Origin of the sequence: Klebsiella sp. P1CD1 (assembly GCF_003790505.1) — a bacterium.
GTDB classification, from domain to species: domain Bacteria; phylum Pseudomonadota; class Gammaproteobacteria; order Enterobacterales; family Enterobacteriaceae; genus Klebsiella; species Klebsiella variicola.
This window is the reverse complement of sequence record NZ_CP033631.1, coordinates 1,448,026-1,466,535: the sequence shown is the minus strand read 5'-3', so window position 1 is coordinate 1,466,535 and position 18,510 is coordinate 1,448,026. Positions and strand designations below refer to the sequence as shown.

Genomic DNA, 18,510 nt, shown 5'->3' with positions numbered 1-18,510 from the left:
TTTTTACTCAATAAAAAAGCCGGGTTGCGCTTCGCTTACCCGGCCTACAAGACGCGTAAAAACTCCAGGCCCGGAAAGCGTAGCCTTACCGGGCGATAGACCTGCTCAATAAGCTATCAGGCCGACTCCGCCAGAGCAAGCTCGCCGCGCGGCTCGATACGCTCGGTACCGTTATACAGGCGCGCGTTTTGCAGGCCAACGAACAGCCGTTCGCCGCGGGACGGCGCCTCATCGCCCGCCAGCACCACGCTCAGCGGTTCGTCATACCACCCCAGAGGCTGAACGACTAATTGGGTGTAGTGCCCTTTCGGGCTGGCTTCCAGCACCTGCACCGGCAGCGGGGAATCCAGGCTGGTCCGGCGGCTGATGTCCACTTCCCACGGACGCAGGAACAGATCCACCAGCCCCTGGTATGTTGGGGTATAGCCTAACGGCCAGCGGTGCGCGCCAACGTGGAACTGTCCACCGCGGATAATGCCCTGCAGGCGGTTTACTTCTCCCATAAACTCCAGTACGAAACGGGTCGACGGTTCACGCCACACGCGCTCCGGGGCATCGGCTTGTTCGATGTTGCCCTGACTCATCACCACCACCCGGTCAGCAACTTCCAGCGCCTCTTCCTGATCGTGGGTGACGAACACGCTGGTGAATTTTAACTCTTCATGCAGCTGACGCAGCCAGCGGCGCAGCTCTTTACGCACCTGTGCATCCAGCGCGCCGAAGGGTTCATCCAGCAACAGAATTTGCGGCTCCACCGCCAGGGCGCGCGCCAGCGCCACACGCTGCTTCTGGCCGCCGGACAGCTGCGCCGGATAGCGATCCGCCAGATGGGCTAGCTGCACCATCTCCAGCAATTTGGTCACTTTGGCTTTAATCGCCGCCGCATTGGGTCGTTCACGGCGCGGCAGCACGGTCAGGCCAAAGGCGATGTTATCGAACACCGTCATATGGCGGAACAGCGCATAGTGCTGGAAGACGAAGCCCACTTTACGGTCGCGGGCGTGCATCCGGCTGACGTCGGTGCCGTGGAAGCGGATATGACCGCTGGTCTGATGCTCCAGCCCGGCGATAATTCGCAGCAAGGTGGTTTTTCCGGAGCCCGAGGGCCCCAGCAGCGCAACCATTTGTCCGGAAGGGATATCCAGCGAGATATCATTCAGCACCTGGGTGCGACCAAACGATTTCTTAATATTGGCAATCTCAATGCTCATGATTTCCCTCCTGTTGCGCGCGTTCTTTCTGATTGGCCAGACGCCATTGCAACATACTCTTTAAAAACAGGGTCAGAATAGCCATTAACGTCAGCAGGGCCGCAGCGGTAAACGAGCCAACGGTATTGTAATCCTGCTCCAGTAGTTCAATTTGCAGCGGCAGCGACAGCGTTTCTCCACGAATCGAACCGGAGACTACCGACACTGCGCCAAATTCGCCGATGGCGCGGGCGTTGGTCAACACCACGCCGTACAGCAGCGCCCAGCGAATATTCGGCAACGTCACCCGGCGGAACATCTGCCAGCCGGAAGCGCCCAGCAGCACCGCGGCTTCATCTTCATGGCTTCCCTGACTCATCATCACCGGCACCAGCTCGCGCACCACAAACGGACAGGTGACAAAGATGGTCGCCAGCACCATGCCCGGCCAGGCGAACATGATCTGCAGGTTATGCGCATCAAGCCAACCGCCCAGCGGGCCGTTAGAGCCATAAAACAGCAGATACACCAGACCGGCCACCACCGGCGAGACGGCGAACGGGATATCCAGTAACGTCAGCAGCAGCTGGCGGCCGGGAAAAGTAAAACGTGTCACCAGCCAGGCCAGCAGCGTACCGAACACCAGGTTCACCGGTACGGTAATCAACGCAATCATCACCGTCAGCCAGATGGCATGCAGCATGTCCGGGTTGGCCAGGTTTTCCAGCACCGGCATCAGCCCTTTGCTGAAGGCCTGGATAAAGATATAGAGCATCGGCACCACGAGGATGAAGGTGGAGACCACCATCCCGACGCCAATCAGAAACCATTTCCCCCAGTTGATGCGGGGCGCGTCGTAGCGTTTCAATTGAGTAACTTCCGCCATTAGTGACCTACCACGCGTCGACCAAAGCGACTCTGCAGGGTATTGATGGAAAAGAGCAGCAGCAGTGAGGCGGCCAGGATCACCGAGGCGATCGCGCTCGCCGCCGGATAGTCAAACTCCTGCAGACGAATAAAGATCATCAGCGAGGTCACCTCTGTCTTCCACGCGATGTTGCCAGCGATAAAAATCACCGCGCCAAACTCGCCGAGGCTACGGGTAAACGACAGGGCAATGCCCGCCAGCAGCGCCGGCGACAGCTCCGGCAGCACCACTTTGCGGAAACTCTGCCAGCGCGTCGCGCCCAGCGTTTCCGCCGCTTCCTCATACTCGGGTCCCAGCTCCTCCAGCACCGGCTGCACGGTACGTACCACGAACGGGATGCTGGTGAAGGCCATCGCCACGGCGATGCCGAGCCAGGTATAGGTCACTTTAATATCGAACTTCGCCAGCCATTCACCGTAAATTCCGTTAACCGAAAACAGCGAAGCCAGCGTCAGGCCGGCCACCGCCGTCGGCAGCGCAAACGGCAGATCCATTAAGGCATCCAGCAGCGTGCGGCCAGGAAAACGATAGCGAGTGAGGATCCAGGCCATCAGCAGACCAAAGACGCCGTTAAAAATCGAGGCCACAAACGCCGACAGCAGCGTCACCTTATAGGCCGCCACCACCTGCGGATTGGTGATCACATCCCAGTATTGCGCCCAGCTCATCTGCGCCAGCTGCATCACCAGCGCGCTGAGCGGTAATAACAAAATCAGACAGACAAACAGCAGGCTGGTGCCGAGGCTCAGGGTAAAGCCTGGCAGCACGCGCTTGGACGACACAGCAAACATTACTTACGCCCCGCCGCCAGCAGTTTGTCCAGTTCGCCGCCGCTGGCGAAGTGGGTTTTCATCACCTCAGGCCAGGAGCCAAACTTGTCCTCTACGCGGAACAGCTCGGTCTGCGGGAATTTATCCTTCAGGGCGTCCATCACTTTCGGGTTGTTTACCCGGTAGTAGTAGTCGGTAATGATGGTTTGCGCCTGCGGGCTGTAGAGCCAGTTCAGGTAGGCTTTCGCCGCCTTTTCCGTGCCATTGGCTTTGACGTTTTTATCCACCCACGCCACCGGGAACTCCGCCAGAATGTTGGTTTTCGGGATCACCACTTCAAATCCCTGCGCCTCATACTGCTTACGAATATTGTTCACTTCCGATTCGAAGCTAATCAGCACATCGCCCAGGCCGCGTTCAGCAAAAGTGGTAGTCGCCCCGCGTCCGCCGGTATCAAAGACTTCGACGTTCTTCAGAAACTGGGTCATAAACTGTTCGGTTTTGGCTTTATCGCCGCCGTCGGCTTTATCCGCCGCGCCCCATGCCGCCAGGTAGGTGTATCGGGCGTTACCCGAGGTTTTCGGGTTCGGGAAAATCAGCTTGACGTCAGAGCGAACCAGATCGTTCCAGTCATGAATGTTTTTCGGGTTGCCTTTACGCACCAGGAAACCCATCGTCGAATAGAACGGTGAGCTGTTGTTCGGCAGGCGGCTTTGCCAGTCGGCCGGGATCAGGTTGCCTTTGTCATGCAGGATCTGCACGTCCGTCACCTGGTTGTAGGTGACCACGTCCGCCTTCAGGCCCTGCAAAATAGCCAGCGCCTGCTTGGATGAACCGGCATGCGACTGCTTAATCGTCAGCGTGTCCCCGCCATTGTCCTTCGCCCACTGCTGCTCAAAAGGCGGGTTAAGGGCGGCAAACAGCTCGCGGGAGACATCATAGGAGCTGTTCAGCAGCTCTGTCGCCTGCGCCTGCGCGGCCAGCAGCATGGAAGCCGCCAGCGCCAGATATCCTTTTTTCAGTGATTTAACGGCCATTGCGCACCCTTATCAACGTTGAACATTTTCTGATGATCATCATATTTATAACGGGTACGAAAGGAGTAACGGTTTTATATACCGTTTGGCGATTTGGAAGTCGAAAAGAGAATAAGCAACTGGCAAAGCTTTGCTGAAAGCGGCTCGCAGATTAGACGTGTCATTGTGACAAACGGCAGCCAGGCGTGCACTGTGTTTATATGAAAAACACACAGATATTTGCTCGTCAGCTCAGACGTAGCTTAACGCCCGCAGAACGTCGACCAGGGTACTGACTGCGCAACCGCCATTTTGCTTGCTATAAGTTTCGCCGCCAGCATCCCGTGGGTCCCTATATTCTCGATTTTGCCTGCTGCGCAACACAGCTGGCGATTGAACTGAACGGCGGCCAACACGATGAGAGGCGTGCCTACGATGTTCGCCGCACCCGCTGGCTACAGAGCCAGGGATGGCGGGTTTTACGCTTCTGGAATAATGAGTTTGAAGAGTATGAAGATGCGGTGATGCAGAGAATACTTGAAGCGCTTGAGTCGCCGATGCCCTCACCCCGCCCCTCTCCCTGAGGGAGAGGGAGAAAGAGAGTCCGCACGCAGATTCCATAACCGCACCGAACGGTCCCCTCTCCCCCTTGGGGAGAGGGTTAGGGTGAGGGGAAAAAATTACAGCGCCTGAATACGCTCCAGGGATGGCGCGAAGTAATAGCCGCCAGTCACCGGTTTAGTGAAGCGCAGCATCGCGTCGCGTTTGCCGTCGGTATCGCCGAACATGCTCAGCAGCTGCTGCTCGATGTTATACAGGCGCGCGCAGTAGGCGCAGAAATAGAGACCATGGGTGCCGCTGGCGGTGCCGTACGGCAGGCTCTGACGGACGATTTTCAGCCCTTTGCCATCTTCTTTTAAGTCCACGCGGCTCAGGTGCGACGTGACCGGACGCTCGTCGCCATCGATCTCTTCGTTGGCTTCTTTGGTACGGCCGATCATCATCTCCTGATCCGGTACGCTCATGCGGTTCAGCTGTTTGAGATTATGCTCCCAGCGCTGGACGAACACGTAGCTGCCGCCCGCGTCCACACCGTCTTTAATGACCGCCACTTCGCGGCGGGTTTCTTCCCCCGCCGGGTTTTCGGTGCCGTCGACGAAGCCGCTGAGATCACGCTCTTCCACCCAACGGAAACCGTGGATCTCTTCTTTCACGTCGATAGCGTCGCCAAAGGTGGCCATCGCGGCCTGCGCCACCGAGAAGTTAACTTCATGGCGGGCGGATAAAATATGAATCAGCAGGTCATACTGGGTGGACGGCGCCAGCCCTTTGCCATAGACCGGAAAATCTTTTAACTCTTCCGCCCCTTCGCCGCCGCTCAGCTGACGCCAGACGTTATTGCCGAACGCCACCACCACCCCGAGTTTAGCGTCGGGGAATTTAGCCTGGAAGGTGGCCACGTTATCGACAAAATTTTTGCTCGCTTCGCGCAGGGCGTTAACGTCCCCTTTGACATTGGCTTCAATCCAAATCGCCGCGCGGCAATGTTCCGGCAAAATGCCGCTCTGAACCTGAGACATCGCTCCTCCTGAAATGATGCAACTACAACGCTGTCGCGTTGCTAACGCGCCATTGTAACCGTTTTTCAGGGCCGTCGTGTCTCTTCAGATCAATTTAGCGACGCCAGATAATTTTGCTGACCTTCCAGTTTTTCAGCGTATCGTCGGAGGGCATCAGCTCGTCCGGGCCGCTCCAGTGGCCGGTAAAGGCATAGCTGATATGCTGGCTCCCCTCGGCCTGACACTCGACGACCGCGCCATTGTCATTGCTGCCTTTCTGGCAGTTGCCGAAAGCTTTGCTGTACAGGTCGCTAAACGGTGTGCCGATTTTCACGCCGCTGGCGGTTTTGATTTCGGCATCACGCACGTCAATCCGGCTGATGGTACCGTTGTCGCCATTGATGGTCAGCGCCACGCTGTTGTCTTTCAGCGCTTCAAAATAGTGGACGATATTGCCCTTATCGGTCTTCATCCCGCTGCGTAAACGGTAGTCGCTCCCCAGCGCATCGCTAATAGCCTGTTCGTTGAGCGGCGTGGAAGCCGTCAGTTTACCCACCCCCTGCTCGGTCACCTCGGTAGAAGCGCCAAACCAGTTCCACGGATAGGCCGCCGACCAGTTGACTGCGCTCATCGTGGAGCAGCCGGTCAGCGCCAGCGGAAGCGCACAGAGCATTAAACGTAGCGATTTCATATCACAATCCTTTCTGAGTCATTCAACGCATGTTGGAGTTCACGATCGGCAAAAAGTGCCCTTAAAAGGTGGTCTGGCGAAAACAGGCGCCCAGGCGACGGCTGGTTAACAGCCACCACAGGGCATAACCATCCGCCACCAGCAGCCCGATGGTCAGCGAGGAGGGAGATTCGCCGCTCAGCCATAGCATCGGCTGCCACAGCAACAGCAGCAATTGCGATAGCACCAGCAGCCAGCGCATCGCCCGCCACGCGCGCGGCAGGCGCTGACGGTAGCCGCTAAGCAGAAAGGCCAGCACCGCCGGCACGCCGGGGAGTAAACCGAGCCAGAAGCGGTCGTGATCGGGATAGAACAGATTAAGAATCGCGTCGCCCTGCTGGCGCGATGCGCCGGCCATCAAAAACAGCACCCACGTGCGGGCCTGCAACAACAGCACGCACCAGAAGAGCAAAGGCAGGCGCAGACGGCCATGGGCATCAAAATCGGCGGGGATAAACTCAGTATTCTTCATCTTCGATCAGACGCTTGCCCAGGGTCAGGACATCGGCGTATTCATAGCCCAGCCGCTCATACATTCCCTGCACCACGTCGTTGTCTTCACGAACCATAATGTTGATTTTCGGGCAGCCGCGGGCAATCAGCTTTTTCTCGAGCCGGTTGAGCAACGCGTTCGCGATACCCCGGCCACGATATTCCGGATGGACGCCGAGATAATAGGCCGATCCGCGATGACCGTCATATCCGCCCATCACCGTGCCGACCACTTCGCCATTCACTTCCGCCACCAGAAACAGGCTGACGTCATGATTCAGCTTGCGCTCAATATCCATCTCCGGATCGTTCCACGGGCGCAGCAGATCGCAGCGCTCCCACAGCGTCACAACCTCTTCGAAATCCTGCTGGCGAAAAACGCGAATCTCCATGGTATTCCCCACCATTGACGGTTAAAAACAGTGATTATGGCGCGAATATAACTGATAGCCAATATCAGGCGAAATCAGCGACAAAAAATGGCATAATATGACTTTGTCATGTATTGAAATGAAAAGTAAAACAATTCTTATTTTGAATGGTCGTAACGGCAAACGCGATACGATATAACATTGGACATCACTTGTTTACAATTCAGGCCGAATGAGCACTTTTAAACCCTTAAAAATACTTGCTTCGCGCCGTCAGGTGCTGAAAGCCGGGCTGGCTGCGATGACGCTGAGTGGCGTCGCCGCACAGGTCAGCGCAAAAGAGCAGCCACTGAAAACATCAAATGGACACAGCAAACCCGCCGCTAAAAAGGCCGGCGCCCGCCGCGTTGTGATGCTCGACCCGGGCCACGGCGGTATCGACACCGGGGCTATCGGCCATAACGGTTCGAAAGAGAAGCATGTGGTGCTGGCGATCGCTAAGAACGTGCGCAGCATTTTGCGCAGCAACGGCATCGACGCCCGCCTGACCCGTACCGGCGATACCTTTATCCCGCTGTACGACCGCGTGGAGATTGCCCATCAGCACGGCGCCGATCTGTTTATGTCGATCCATGCCGACGGCTTCACCAACCCGAGCGCCGCCGGCGCCTCGGTGTTTGCGCTGTCAAACCGCGGCGCCAGTAGCGCCATGGCAAAATACCTCTCCGACCGCGAAAACCGCGCCGATGAAGTTGCCGGTAAGAAAGCGACCGATAAAGATCATCTGCTGCAGCAGGTGCTGTTCGATCTGGTGCAGACCGACACCATTAAAAACAGCCTGACGCTGGGCTCGCATATCCTGAAAAAGATCAAACCGGTGCATAAGCTGCACAGCCGCAATACCGAGCAGGCGGCGTTCGTGGTGCTGAAGTCGCCGTCCATTCCGTCCGTGCTGGTGGAAACCTCGTTTATCACCAACCCGAACGAGGAGAAACTGCTCGGCACCACCGCTTTCCGGCAGAAAATCGCCACCGCGATTGCCAACGGCATTATCAGCTATTTCCACTGGTTCGATAACCAGAAAGCCCATTCGAAGAGACGTTAATGAAACCCGATGCCGCGCAGGTTAAAACTTTTCTGCTCCAGCTCCAGGACAGCCTTTGCCAGCAGCTGAGCGCTGTCGATGGCGCACCGTTTATTGAAGACGCCTGGCAGCGGGAAGGCGGTGGCGGCGGGCGCAGCCGGGTGTTGCGCGACGGCAACGTGTTCGAACAGGCCGGGGTTAACTTTTCTCACGTCCATGGCGATGCGATGCCTGCCTCGGCAACGGCCCATCGCCCGGAGCTGGCCGGACGCAGCTTTGAAGCCATGGGCGTCTCGCTGGTGGTTCATCCGCTTAACCCCTATGTGCCCACCAGCCATGCCAACGTGCGGTTCTTTATTGCCGAAAAGCCTGGCGCCGACCCGGTGTGGTGGTTCGGCGGCGGCTTCGATTTAACCCCTTACTACGGCTTTGAAGAGGATGCCGTCCACTGGCATCGTACCGCCCGCGATCTGTGTCTGCCGTTCGGCGAAGCCGTCTATCCGCGCTATAAAAAATGGTGCGATGATTACTTCTATCTCAAGCACCGCCAGGAGCAGCGCGGTATCGGCGGTCTGTTCTTTGACGACCTGAATACCCCGGATTTTGACCACTGCTTCGCCTTTATGCAGGCGGTCGGGAACGGCTATGCTGACGCCTATTTACCCATCGTCGAACGCCGAAAAGCCACGCCGTACGGCGAGCGCGAGCGCCACTTTCAGCTCTATCGCCGCGGCCGCTACGTCGAGTTCAATCTGGTCTGGGACCGCGGCACCCTGTTCGGCCTGCAGACCGGCGGGCGTACGGAGTCGATTCTGATGTCGATGCCGCCGCTGGTGCGCTGGGAATATGATTATCAGCCCGAGTCCGGCAGTCCCGAGGCGGCGCTGAGCGAGTTTATTCAGGTGCGCGACTGGCTGTAACGGCCGGATGGCGACTGGCCACCCGGCAGCGGCGTCGCTTCGCTCACACCCACTGGCGCAGGCGATGGTGCAGCGTCATCGACGGTTTCTCAGCAAACAGCTGCTGATAGTCGGTGGCGAACTGCCCCAGATGCCAGAATCCCCACTGCATGGCCGCCTCCTTGACCGTCTCCCGCTCTGACCAGGGACTTATCAGCTCCCGGCGTACGGCGTTCAGACGGATCCGTTTGAGCCAGGCGTTGGGGCCAATCCCCAGAATCGCATGGAAGGCGTTTTGCAGGGTGCGACGGCTGACGTACAGCTGCTGGCACAGGTCGAGGACGGTCAGCGGCTCCGCGCTGTTTTCCAGCACATATTCACGGGCCTGCGCCAGCAGGCGGCGGTAGCTCTGGTGGCTGATACTCTCCGCGCTCACCATCGGCTGCGCCTCTTCCAGCATCGTCCCCATCGCCAGCAACAGATTATCCCGCAGCACCTTGCGCACCGCAGGCTGATGAAGGGTATCCGGATGCTCGCTGAAGGTGGCCAGCGCCTGCTGCACAAACCCCCACAGCGCGGCCTTATGCGGCTCCCGAACTGCCAGCGCTGACTGGTTGCGTAGCATATGCAGCACTCGCTCCGGGTGGTGCAGGAAACTGGCATGGCGAGAAATCACCTCCTCTGAAATCACCACACCGAGGATGGTGTAATCATCCGGCGTGCTGAGCTCGAACTCCGTACCGCCGGGACGGGTGGCGATTTCTGCCCGGCCCAGGCACTGCGAACCGATAAACCCCTGCTCTCCCCGCGCCGCCGGAATACCAAACCAAAAGGAGTTCGGCCAGACCACGCAGGACTGGCGCAGCGCCAGCCCGGTATATTCGCGAAAGACCTGGATCTCATCGAGCAGAATTTCGGTAAACTCGCCGCGAAACTGCCCCGGATGCAGCTGATCGTAAATCTGTTGCCAGGCGGTAATGGTCAGGGCGTGCTCATACACATCGGTTGTGTGTCGTTGATGAATATTGTCAATTTCAACCTGGGGCGTCAGCCGGGTATTTTCAGGTAACGCCTCGCAACAGAGATGGTGCAAATTTGCAGAACGACGCTTTTTCATAATCGTTAAAGCCGGGGGCAAGCCGCTCCCGGCACCTCCGACAGGTTATGGATTTTTGAGACGATAGCGGCTACTGCGTTTGCGTAGCGTCCCTGCGGAAAAGAGCTGATCCAGCGCCTGGCGGGCCTTATCCAGCGGCCAGGCAAAATGCGCGGCGACCTCGCCGGCCGTCATGCCCTGACGAACTGATGCCAGTAGCGTCAGTAACGCTTCCGATGATGCCGGGTCAGCAGGCGGCAGGGGCGCTGGCTGAAAGCCGCCGATCAGCCACTGGGTATCCTCTTCCGGACGGCCGATTTCCCGACGGCTGATCACACATCCGGTTCGCTCCGCCGCTACGCTTCCGGCATCCAGCGCGGCACGACAGGCCGCCAGATCCCCCTCCACCACCAGCGTCAATCTGCCGGGGTCGAGCACTTCATGACTGAGCAGGCGCACATTGGCCGCCTTGAGCATGGCATCCGCGGCGTCTACAGCGGCGACCATGCCCTCCACTTCCAGCAATCCCAGCGCATTGATCATCGCTCCCTCCGTTACGCACGCTGAACAGGATGACGGGCAATATCGAGAACGGCATCGGTAAAGGCGTTGCAGGCGGCTTTACAGGCGGCCTGACTTCCCGTCAAAAAGGCGGCCGAATAGTTGGTTTCCGACGGCGGCGGGACGTAGGTCACCAGCTGAACGTCGGCAGACTTCATCGCCGCATCGATGCCGTACGTCGCCTCCAGCGGCGGCGCCACCAGATAAGCGATCGGATCGCCCAACGCGATGCCAGCGGTGGATGAAAGATAAGAGCCGGTACGCGACACCACGTGCGCCAGAAACGCGGTATCTTGCGCGTCGTTAGCCCACTGGAACGCCGCCCCGCTTTCAATATGCGCCATCATGGCATCCAGCCCGGCGCGAACTTCCGCCGGGTTCGGGCCGCCGAGCATAATCAGCACTTCACCGGCGGTGGGCGACGGGCCGTGAGCTGCTCCGGCATACAGGGAGCGGCCATAGACCACCTCCACCATCGCCTGCTTTGTCGCTTCATCGGCGGCAATATACGTCACGTCATCAGAATCTGCCGTGATGAGTCCGAGGCTACGTATATGTGGCGGTAATTTAAGCTCCCGGGCAAAACCGTCATTCACCGAGGCAATGACGCGCATGGCAGTGACCGAGGGTCGAATCAAATCTAATGCGGGCATGATGCCTCCTTAACGGCTCATGTTGATACCGGAGGCTTTCTGCTCCAGCATGCGTTTGGCTAAATCCACGATCACCGCGGCGGCTTCTACCGGCGGGGTGCCGCCCTGGTGAATATTGGAGATACAGGTCCGGTCGGCCTCGACGGTGGTCGCCACCCGCGGGGAGTACACCGCGTAGCAGGAGAGGCTCTCTGACTGGCCAAGTCCCGGGCGCTCGCCAACCAGCAGGATCACCACCTTCGCGCCGAGGATCTCGCCGATCTGATCTTCAATCTTGACGCGGCCATAGCGCACGAAGAACGGCGTCCCGACCTTCAGACCCGCCTGTTTCAGGCCGGCAAGCAGCGGCGGCAGGATCTCTTCGTAGTTGGCGGTGATGGCATCCGTCGACAGGCCATCGGACACCACCACCTGCACATCCGGATCCATCACGCACTGCGCCTTCAGCGCATCGATGGCCTCCGGACTGAGACGGCGTCCCAGATCGGGGCGCGTGAGGTAGCGATTTTTGTCGCTGATTTCCGAACGCACTTCCAGCAGCCCCTGCGCTTTCACCCACGCCTCCGGCACCTCTTTGAGCACCGTATCTTTCGAGCGCGAGTGATCCGCCAGGAAGCGCAGCAACGCGAGGGTGCGCGGACGCGGACCGGCGCGACCGGTGCAAACGCGCGCTGCGGTGCTGCGTTTCAGTTCGGTCAGCACTTCGGCGCGGTGCGGATGTTGTACGCCAATCCAGGCTTTCGCTTCCGCAGAGCCCAGATCCAGCGCGCAGCTTTCCACTGTTGCGTCGGTGGCGCACGCGGCAGCGTGGCAGGCCGGCGTCGTCGCTACGGGGGCCTCTGGCTGTGTCTGTGGCTGTCCCATTGACGCCATTACGCTGCGTACAATGTCTTCAATCTGTTTTTGATCCATGATGTGTCATCCCCGCGTCATTAGAAGAACAGTGACGGATCGCCCGCCCGTTTGGTCAGACGACCATTTGCCATAATGCCCATCCGTTCCAGCCAGCCTTCGAACTCCGGTGACGGACGCAAACCCAGCAGCTGGCGCACGGTCGCGGTATCGTGGAAGGCGGTAGTCTGGTAGTTGAGCATGATGTCGTCGCCGAGCGGCATGCCCATGATGTAGTTGCAGCCAGCGGTCGCCAGCAGGATCATCAGGTTTTCGTTGAGGTTCTGATCGGCATCGGCATGGTTGGTGTAGCAGCAGTCGCAGCCCATCGAGATGCCGCTCAGCTTGCCCATAAAGTGGTCTTCCAGCCCGGCGCGAATAATTTGTCGGTCGTTATAGAGGTACTCCGGCCCGATAAAGCCCACCACGGTGTTGACGAGGAACGGATCGTAGTGCCGCGCCAGGCCATAGTTACGCGCTTCCATCGTCACCTGGTCGGCGCCGAAGTTAGCGCCCGCGGAGAGCGCCGAGCCCTGCCCGGTTTCAAAGTAAAGACAGTTCTCCCCGGCGATGCGGTTAAACTCCGCCCCCACCGCCCGCGCTTCATCGAGCATCTCCAGTTCGACGCCGAACTCTTTTAGCCCTTTTTCGCTGCCGCAGATGCTCTGGAAGATAAGCCCCCCCGGCGCGCCGCGGCGGATAGCTTCGATCTGGGTGGTGACGTGCGCCAGCACGCAGCCCTGGGTCGGGATGGTAAACTTGTCGATCACCCCGTACACCGTATCCAGCACGCGACTCAGGTTCTCCACGTCGTCAGTGACCGGGTTGACGCCAATCACCGCGTCGCCCGCACCGAAGGAGAGCCCTTCGTAGATTTGCGCGGCAATACTCTGCACGTCGTCGCGGGTATCGTTCGGCTGCAGGCGGCAGCTAAAGGTCCCCGGCAGACCGATGGTGGTATTGGCTTTTTTGATCACCGGCATTTTTTTGCCGCCATAGATCAGATCGGCGTTGGAGCAGATCTTGGCCACCGCCGCCACCACCTCGGAGGTCAGCCCTTTGCGGACAAAGGCGATATCGTCGCTGGTGACCTCGTCGTTGAGCACGTATTCGCGCAGGTCGCTGATGGTCCAGTGTTTGATCCGCTGATAGGCGGTTTCGTTCACGTCATCCTGGATCAGGCGCGTCACGCAATCCTCCTCATAGGGGATCACCGGGTTATTGCGGATATCGGCCACCGTCATATCGGAAAGCACCTGCTTGGCGGCCACGCGCTGCTGCGAACTCTCCGCTGCCACGCCCGCCAGCACATCCCCCGAACGCAGTTCGTTGGCTTTCGCCAGCACCTCTTTAACATCCTTAAACTGATAAACATTGCCGAACAATGTGGTCTTTAGTTTCATAAGTCGTTCCCTCAGGAAGGAAATGCGAGTGATTTCACCGTCACCGGCACAACCGATCCGCCAAAAAGAGGCGTACCAATGTCGATATAGTCCCCCGCCCGGACGCTCACCTCATCGATGACCGCCAGCGGAAGGTGTGGAAGCTGCGGCCGCAGCAGCATGCCCAGCGCTTTGCCAAAATCCTGCTCGGCCACCAGCAGCAGCGGACGCGGATTGGGAAAGCGGGCGACAAACGCCAGCAGGGCGTCAATTACGGTCAGTAAGGTGGCGTAGCGCACCGGAAGTGAAGCGGGAAGCGCCAGCACGTAAGCGTCCGCCTCGGGGGCCAGATCGAGCTGCGTCAGCGCCTGCCGCCAGGCGTTCGGCAGATCGGCGGCCTCCTGCGGGATAGCCACCGGCAGATTACGCAGCGGCAGTTGAACCCTCTCCAGCCAGATGGTGCTCCCCGACAGGGACAGCGTATGCGCCCCGGCGCCAATCACCGTGGCGCGCACGGTTTGCGTCGGAAACTGCACGTTCATTTCACGCAGGCGCGGGTGCTCGTGCAGGGCCGTGGCCAGCAGCGGCCCGATATCGGAAAAACAGAAAGGATCGGCGGGTTGATGGCGGTAGCACTCCCCCACTCCGCCGGAAAGGGTAATCACCTCCGGCTGAACACCCGCAGGCAGTACTTCGGTTTGCATCAGCCCCTGCGCCAGCGGTGAGAGCCTGCCGTCGATCACCTCAACGATCAGCCCCGCCATCCGGCGCGCCACCTGCGCCAGCTGACCCACAGTCAACGATAAAGCATCGGTTCCCGGGCCGAATACCGCATCGACAATCCGCTGTCCTGGCGAGTGCGCGTGGACCACGCGCCCCTGAGCGTCGGTTTCCAGCAGGCGGCCGCCGACGTTGAGGCAGGCGGTGGCGCTGAGGTTACCGGCGTCAAACAGGGCATAGTTCGAGGTACCGCCGCCAATATCGATATTAAGCACCCGGCACATCCGCTGCCGGGACAAGGTCTGCGCCCCGGCGCCGTGTCCGGCAATGACCGACTCCAGGTGCGGCCCGGCGCTGGCGACGACAAAATCGCCCAGCGACTGCGAGAGCGCCATCACCGCCGGGCGGGCATTGCGGGTTTTCGCGCTTTCACCAGTGATGATGATCGCCCCGGAGTCCACCGCTTGCGGGGCAATCCCGGCGGCCCGGTACTGAGCCAGAATCAGCGCCTCAAGCTCGGCCTCTTTCAGTTCTCCCTGCTTATCAACCGGCGTAAAAAAGACCGGGCTTTGCCAGCTAATGTCGCGTTTGATGAATTCGTAGCGCGGCACCTGGGAGACCGCCGCGCGGTTCACCAGCTCGAGGCGCGAGAAGATCACCTGCGTGGTGGTGGTGCCGATATCAATACCGACGCTCAACAGCTGGCGCGTGTTCACGAGTGCGCCTCCGCTTCGGTGTTGGCAGGCGCCGGTACGTTTTCATCTTTTGGCACCAGCAGCATCGCCACGCCAATCGCGGTAACGCCGCCGACCAGCTTGCCGACGATCATCGGGAAGATCATGGCGTTCATGTTGGCCGCCGCAAAACCGAGATGGTCGCCGAGGGCGAACGCCGCTGACACTGAGAAGGCGCAGTTGATCACTTTTCCACGGGTATCCATCTGCTTCATCATGCCGAACATCGGGATATTGTTCGCGAGGGTAGCGACCATGCCGCCGGCAGCCATATTGTTGATTTTGAGGAGATTACCGACACGCATCAGCGGCTTTTCAAACCAGCGGGTCAGCAGGAGCACCATCGGGTAAGCGCCGAGCAGCACGCAGGAGATAGAGCCAATGACTTCGATGGCGCGCATCACCTCGCCGGGCTGGTCACCAGGCGCCATAAAGATCGGGTCGAGTCCTGGGATCAGCTCCCAGCCGAGCAGGAACTTGATCACCGCCGCCGCCAGGCCGATGGTGATCAGCGCCACGAGGAATTTGGCGAAGATCTGGAAGCCGTTGATCATTTTTTCCGGAATGAACTTCAGCCCCAGCGCCACCAGCACGGCGACGATGATCACCGGGATCATATTCATCAGGATCAGCGCGAAGGTAAACGCTACCGGCTGGCCGTTGATCTCCACCCCGGAATACATCGCCACCAGACCGCCGGCGATACAGCCGATAGGAATAGTGACAATGCCCGCCAGCACGCCGAGCGCCAGCCAGCGACGATCGGCAGGTTCGATAATGCCGAGCGCCACCGGAATGGAGAACACAATGGTCGGCCCCATCATGGAGCCGAGGATCAGGCCCGAGTACATCCAGGCCGCCACGTCGCCGCCCGCCAGCTCTTTGGCGAGGAAGAAACCGCCCATGTCGCACGCCAGCAGCGTGCCGGCAAACATCGACGGGTTGGCGCCGAGCATCTCATACAGCGGGATAATCACCGGACCGAGCAGATGGGCCAGCACCGGCGCCAGGGCGGTCATCCCGACCATCGCCAGGCCCAGCGCGCCCATCGCCATAAACCCTTCTTCAAACTGACCGCCGGATCCCTCAATGCTTTTCCCCAGTTTGCCGAGAAAGCGCGCCGAGCCGCCGAACTGCGACAGGATCCTGTCCACGGCGGCAATCAGCATAAAGAACATCATGATGTACATGATGATTTCGTTAATTCCCATAGCCCTTACTCCCTGTCATTTATGATTGGTAGATACTGTGAATACGGGGACATTAGCCGCACTCGGGGAACTTTCCCGGGTCGCGGCGTGAACGCCTTACCCGGGCTACGGCATAGCAGACGGCTGTGATCCTGTAGCCCGGCTAAGCGCAGCGCGAGCCGGGAAAGCCACAGCCACACGCCTCCGGGAAAATCCGCATTTATTGCGCCGCCGCGTACAGCTCGATAATCTGCTCCCGGGTGGCGGTGCGTGGATTGGTGCGCAGACAGATGTCGTCCTGCGCCGCCTGTGCCCAGGTGGCGTAGTGCGCGGGCGTCGCGCCGGCATCCGACAGCCGCATCGTCAGACCGACTTCCGCAATCAGTTCGCGCACGGCGGCGATTGCCTCAAGGTCATCGGTTTTCCTGCCGGTCAGCGCCCGGCCGATCTGGCTGAAGCGCCCCCGGCACACCATACGGTTGAAGCCCATCACCGTTGGCAGCAGCATGGCGTTGGCCAGACCGTGCGGAATATGCAGCGCCGCCCCCGGCTGATGCGCCATGGCATGGCATAGCCCCAGCCCGGCGCTGGAAAACGCCATCCCCGCCATGCAGGAGGCCAGCAGCATGTTCTCCCGCGCCGCCAGATCCTGGCCGCAGCCCACCGCTTTCGGCAGCGCTTCGCCGATCATGGCTATCGCCCCCATCGCCAGACTGTCGGTAAACGGCGTGGCGTGACGGGCGCTGTAGGCCTCGACGGCGTGGGTCAGCGCATCAATCCCGGTCATCGCCGTGACAGACGGGGGAACGCCCTCAGTTAGGGCGGCGTCGAGGATCGCCACATCCGGCATCAGCGAGGCATGCGCCAGCACCTGTTTGCGTCCACTCACCGCATCGATAATCACCGTCACGTTGGTGGTTTCTGACCCGGTGCCGGCGGTGGTCGGCACCGCAATCAGCGGCAGACGTGGCTGTAATTCGCTGTGCTCCGTCATCTCCCCCAGCGTCTGCTCAGGGTTGGCGACCAGCAGCGCCACCGCTTTCGCCGCATCCAGCACCGAGCCGCCGCCGAAGGCCACCACGCCGTCGCAGCGCGCGTCCCGCAGCTGGGCGACCGCAGCGCAGACATCAGTGACGCAGGGTTCGCCGGCGGGACAGGGCCAGAGGGTCATGGCAACCCCTTTCATCGCCAGGCTACGCTCCAGCCCGGCGGTCATTCCCGCCTGATGGAGAAAACGGTCAACCATGACAAACAGATGCTTCAGGCCCCGGGCCTGCGCTTGCGGGCCGCAGGCCGCCAGCGCGCCGACGCCGTGCAGCGTCACCGGCGGCACGTTGAAGCTTTTCACTTGCTGAAGATTCAGCGTATCGAAGGCGTGGAACAGCGCCGTCTGCAGTTCAGCTTGCATAGATCCCCTCCGCTTTTTCCCTCCCGCTGTTGGCGATTGCCAGCGGGGTCATAAACAGGCTGTGCCGGGGTAAATGCACCTTCAGCGTCGGGAAACATTGGCAAAAAAGCGCCCTGACGCCCGGCTGCATGCAGGCGCCGCCTGCCAGCCACAAATCACCAATCCCTTGTCCGGTAATATGTCGGGCGACAATCTCAGCCATCTTCTCGTACACCGGTTTCACTACCGGCCAGATCTCTCCGGCATGGCGGCGCTTGTACTGCTCAGCCTCTTCCAGCCCGATGCCGCGATTCCCGGCCAGAGTCAGGGAGATATGGTGTCCGCCGGTGGCTTCATCCGCCGAATACGTCACCCTGCCCTGTTTAACGATGGCGATCCCGGTGGTGCCGCCGCCGATGTCCACCACCCCGGCATTATCGAGCTGCAGCAGATCCGCCACCGCGGTGGGCTCATCCAGCACATGACTGATCTCCAGCCCGGCGGACTCCAGGACGTTGATCGAAATGCGCGGATCGGTGCCGGGCGGAAACGAGGTCGCCGCATGCGTAAAGCGGCAGCCCAGCTGCTGTTCGAGGGTCGCGAGATGACGGCGCACGAGGGTGACGGCGCCGAAGAAGTCCCAGACGATGCCGTCGCGCACCACATCGGCCCAGTCAAGACATACCGCAACCGGCTGGCCATCACGGTCGACCACCATCGACACCACGTCGCAGGTACCTAAATCGATACCCAGCCACAGCGGCGATTCGCTGGCAGCGGGTGCCTGGTTACACAGAGCAGCGGCTTTTTGCAGTCTCGGCGAAAGCCAGCGTTGTTCGTCGTGCGCCATGTTCATC

Annotated in this window: 19 protein-coding genes and 1 pseudogene; 3 read left to right on the top strand and 17 right to left on the bottom strand. The window is 59.9% G+C overall.

Features of this window, described 5'->3' with window-relative positions:
- Positions 1-116: 116 nt before the first annotated feature.
- The 4 genes from cysA to cysP are packed head-to-tail and all read right to left on the bottom strand — an operon-like array spanning position 117 to position 3,925.
- On the bottom strand, positions 117-1,211 hold the full coding sequence (gene cysA / locus DTA24_RS07320) for a sulfate/thiosulfate ABC transporter ATP-binding protein CysA (RefSeq protein WP_123836619.1): 1,095 nt from the start codon (positions 1,209-1,211) through the stop codon (positions 117-119).
- On the bottom strand, positions 1,201-2,076 hold the full coding sequence (cysW, locus tag DTA24_RS07315) for a sulfate/thiosulfate ABC transporter permease CysW (RefSeq protein WP_123836618.1): 876 nt from the start codon (positions 2,074-2,076) through the stop codon (positions 1,201-1,203). The genes cysA and cysW overlap by 11 nt, the downstream gene beginning before the upstream one ends.
- Positions 2,076-2,909 carry a sulfate/thiosulfate ABC transporter permease CysT gene (gene cysT, locus DTA24_RS07310; protein ID WP_002913626.1) on the bottom strand — a complete coding sequence of 278 codons (834 nt, stop codon included), beginning with the start codon at positions 2,907-2,909 and terminating at the stop codon, positions 2,076-2,078. Before cysT ends, cysW begins: the two co-directional genes overlap by 1 nt.
- Complete coding sequence (gene cysP, locus DTA24_RS07305; protein WP_008803866.1) at positions 2,909-3,925, bottom strand: thiosulfate/sulfate ABC transporter substrate-binding protein CysP; 1,017 nt, start codon at positions 3,923-3,925, stop codon at positions 2,909-2,911. The genes cysT and cysP overlap by 1 nt, the downstream gene beginning before the upstream one ends.
- 200 nt (positions 3,926-4,125) lie before the next feature.
- Here cysP and DTA24_RS07300 point away from each other — a divergent pair.
- Positions 4,126-4,488, top strand: a pseudogene (locus DTA24_RS07300) (endonuclease domain-containing protein).
- Between the two features lie 96 nt (positions 4,489-4,584).
- Here the strand turns inward: DTA24_RS07300 and DTA24_RS07295 are convergent.
- From DTA24_RS07295 to DTA24_RS07280, 4 genes are all read right to left on the bottom strand, one after another.
- Positions 4,585-5,484, bottom strand: coding sequence for a Dyp-type peroxidase (locus DTA24_RS07295; RefSeq protein ID WP_086512037.1), 900 nt, complete (start codon positions 5,482-5,484; stop codon positions 4,585-4,587).
- Positions 5,485-5,578: 94 nt separating this feature from the next.
- Positions 5,579-6,154 (bottom strand): RpoE-regulated lipoprotein, encoded by a 576-nt coding sequence (locus tag DTA24_RS07290; RefSeq protein WP_008803863.1) that lies wholly within the window; start codon positions 6,152-6,154, stop codon positions 5,579-5,581.
- A 61-nt stretch (positions 6,155-6,215) separates the two neighbouring features.
- On the bottom strand, positions 6,216-6,665 hold the full coding sequence (locus DTA24_RS07285; protein WP_008803862.1) for a DUF2919 domain-containing protein: 450 nt from the start codon (positions 6,663-6,665) through the stop codon (positions 6,216-6,218).
- Positions 6,652-7,077 (bottom strand): GNAT family acetyltransferase, encoded by a 426-nt coding sequence (locus DTA24_RS07280; protein ID WP_002913637.1) that lies wholly within the window; start codon positions 7,075-7,077, stop codon positions 6,652-6,654. Before DTA24_RS07280 ends, DTA24_RS07285 begins: the two co-directional genes overlap by 14 nt.
- Before the next feature lie 211 nt (positions 7,078-7,288).
- On the opposite strand from DTA24_RS07280, the gene amiA reads away from it, so the two are divergent.
- Together amiA and hemF are read left to right on the top strand one after the other, a co-directional pair.
- Entirely contained in the window at positions 7,289-8,161 is an 873-nt protein-coding gene (gene amiA, locus DTA24_RS07275; RefSeq protein ID WP_008803861.1) for an N-acetylmuramoyl-L-alanine amidase AmiA, read from the top strand.
- Entirely contained in the window at positions 8,161-9,060 is a 900-nt protein-coding gene (gene hemF / locus DTA24_RS07270) for an oxygen-dependent coproporphyrinogen oxidase (RefSeq protein ID WP_123836617.1), read from the top strand. The genes amiA and hemF overlap by 1 nt, the downstream gene beginning before the upstream one ends.
- A 43-nt stretch (positions 9,061-9,103) precedes the next feature.
- Here the strand turns inward: hemF and eutR are convergent, their stop codons facing one another.
- The 9 genes from eutR to eutJ form a co-directional block, all read right to left on the bottom strand.
- A complete protein-coding gene (gene eutR / locus DTA24_RS07265) occupies positions 9,104-10,156 on the bottom strand; it encodes an HTH-type transcriptional regulator EutR (RefSeq protein WP_016161617.1) in 1,053 nt (350 codons plus the stop codon).
- 45 nt (positions 10,157-10,201) lie between these two features.
- Positions 10,202-10,678, bottom strand: coding sequence for an ethanolamine utilization microcompartment protein EutK (gene eutK / locus DTA24_RS07260; protein WP_064142916.1), 477 nt, complete (start codon positions 10,676-10,678; stop codon positions 10,202-10,204).
- Between the two features lie 11 nt (positions 10,679-10,689).
- Positions 10,690-11,349: an ethanolamine utilization microcompartment protein EutL gene (gene eutL, locus DTA24_RS07255; RefSeq protein WP_008803857.1), complete on the bottom strand. Its 660-nt coding sequence runs from the start codon at positions 11,347-11,349 to the stop codon at positions 10,690-10,692.
- 9 nt (positions 11,350-11,358) lie between these two features.
- Positions 11,359-12,261 (bottom strand): ethanolamine ammonia-lyase subunit EutC, encoded by a 903-nt coding sequence (gene eutC, locus DTA24_RS07250; RefSeq protein WP_012967471.1) that lies wholly within the window; start codon positions 12,259-12,261, stop codon positions 11,359-11,361.
- A 20-nt stretch (positions 12,262-12,281) separates the two neighbouring features.
- Positions 12,282-13,643, bottom strand: coding sequence for an ethanolamine ammonia-lyase subunit alpha (gene eutB, locus DTA24_RS07245; protein ID WP_008803855.1), 1,362 nt, complete (start codon positions 13,641-13,643; stop codon positions 12,282-12,284).
- Positions 13,644-13,654: 11 nt separating this feature from the next.
- The gene (gene eutA, locus DTA24_RS07240; RefSeq protein WP_114500496.1) at positions 13,655-15,058 is read right to left on the bottom strand and encodes an ethanolamine ammonia-lyase reactivating factor EutA; all 1,404 of its coding nucleotides are present in this window, start codon (positions 15,056-15,058) and stop codon (positions 13,655-13,657) included.
- A complete protein-coding gene (gene eutH, locus DTA24_RS07235; RefSeq protein ID WP_008803853.1) occupies positions 15,055-16,287 on the bottom strand; it encodes an ethanolamine utilization protein EutH in 1,233 nt (410 codons plus the stop codon). The genes eutA and eutH overlap by 4 nt, the downstream gene beginning before the upstream one ends.
- Before the next feature lie 199 nt (positions 16,288-16,486).
- On the bottom strand, positions 16,487-17,674 hold the full coding sequence (gene eutG, locus DTA24_RS07230; protein ID WP_012967468.1) for an ethanolamine utilization ethanol dehydrogenase EutG: 1,188 nt from the start codon (positions 17,672-17,674) through the stop codon (positions 16,487-16,489).
- A complete protein-coding gene (eutJ, locus tag DTA24_RS07225) occupies positions 17,664-18,503 on the bottom strand; it encodes an ethanolamine utilization protein EutJ (RefSeq protein WP_012967467.1) in 840 nt (279 codons plus the stop codon). The genes eutG and eutJ overlap by 11 nt, the downstream gene beginning before the upstream one ends.
- Positions 18,504-18,510: the final 7 nt, after the last annotated feature.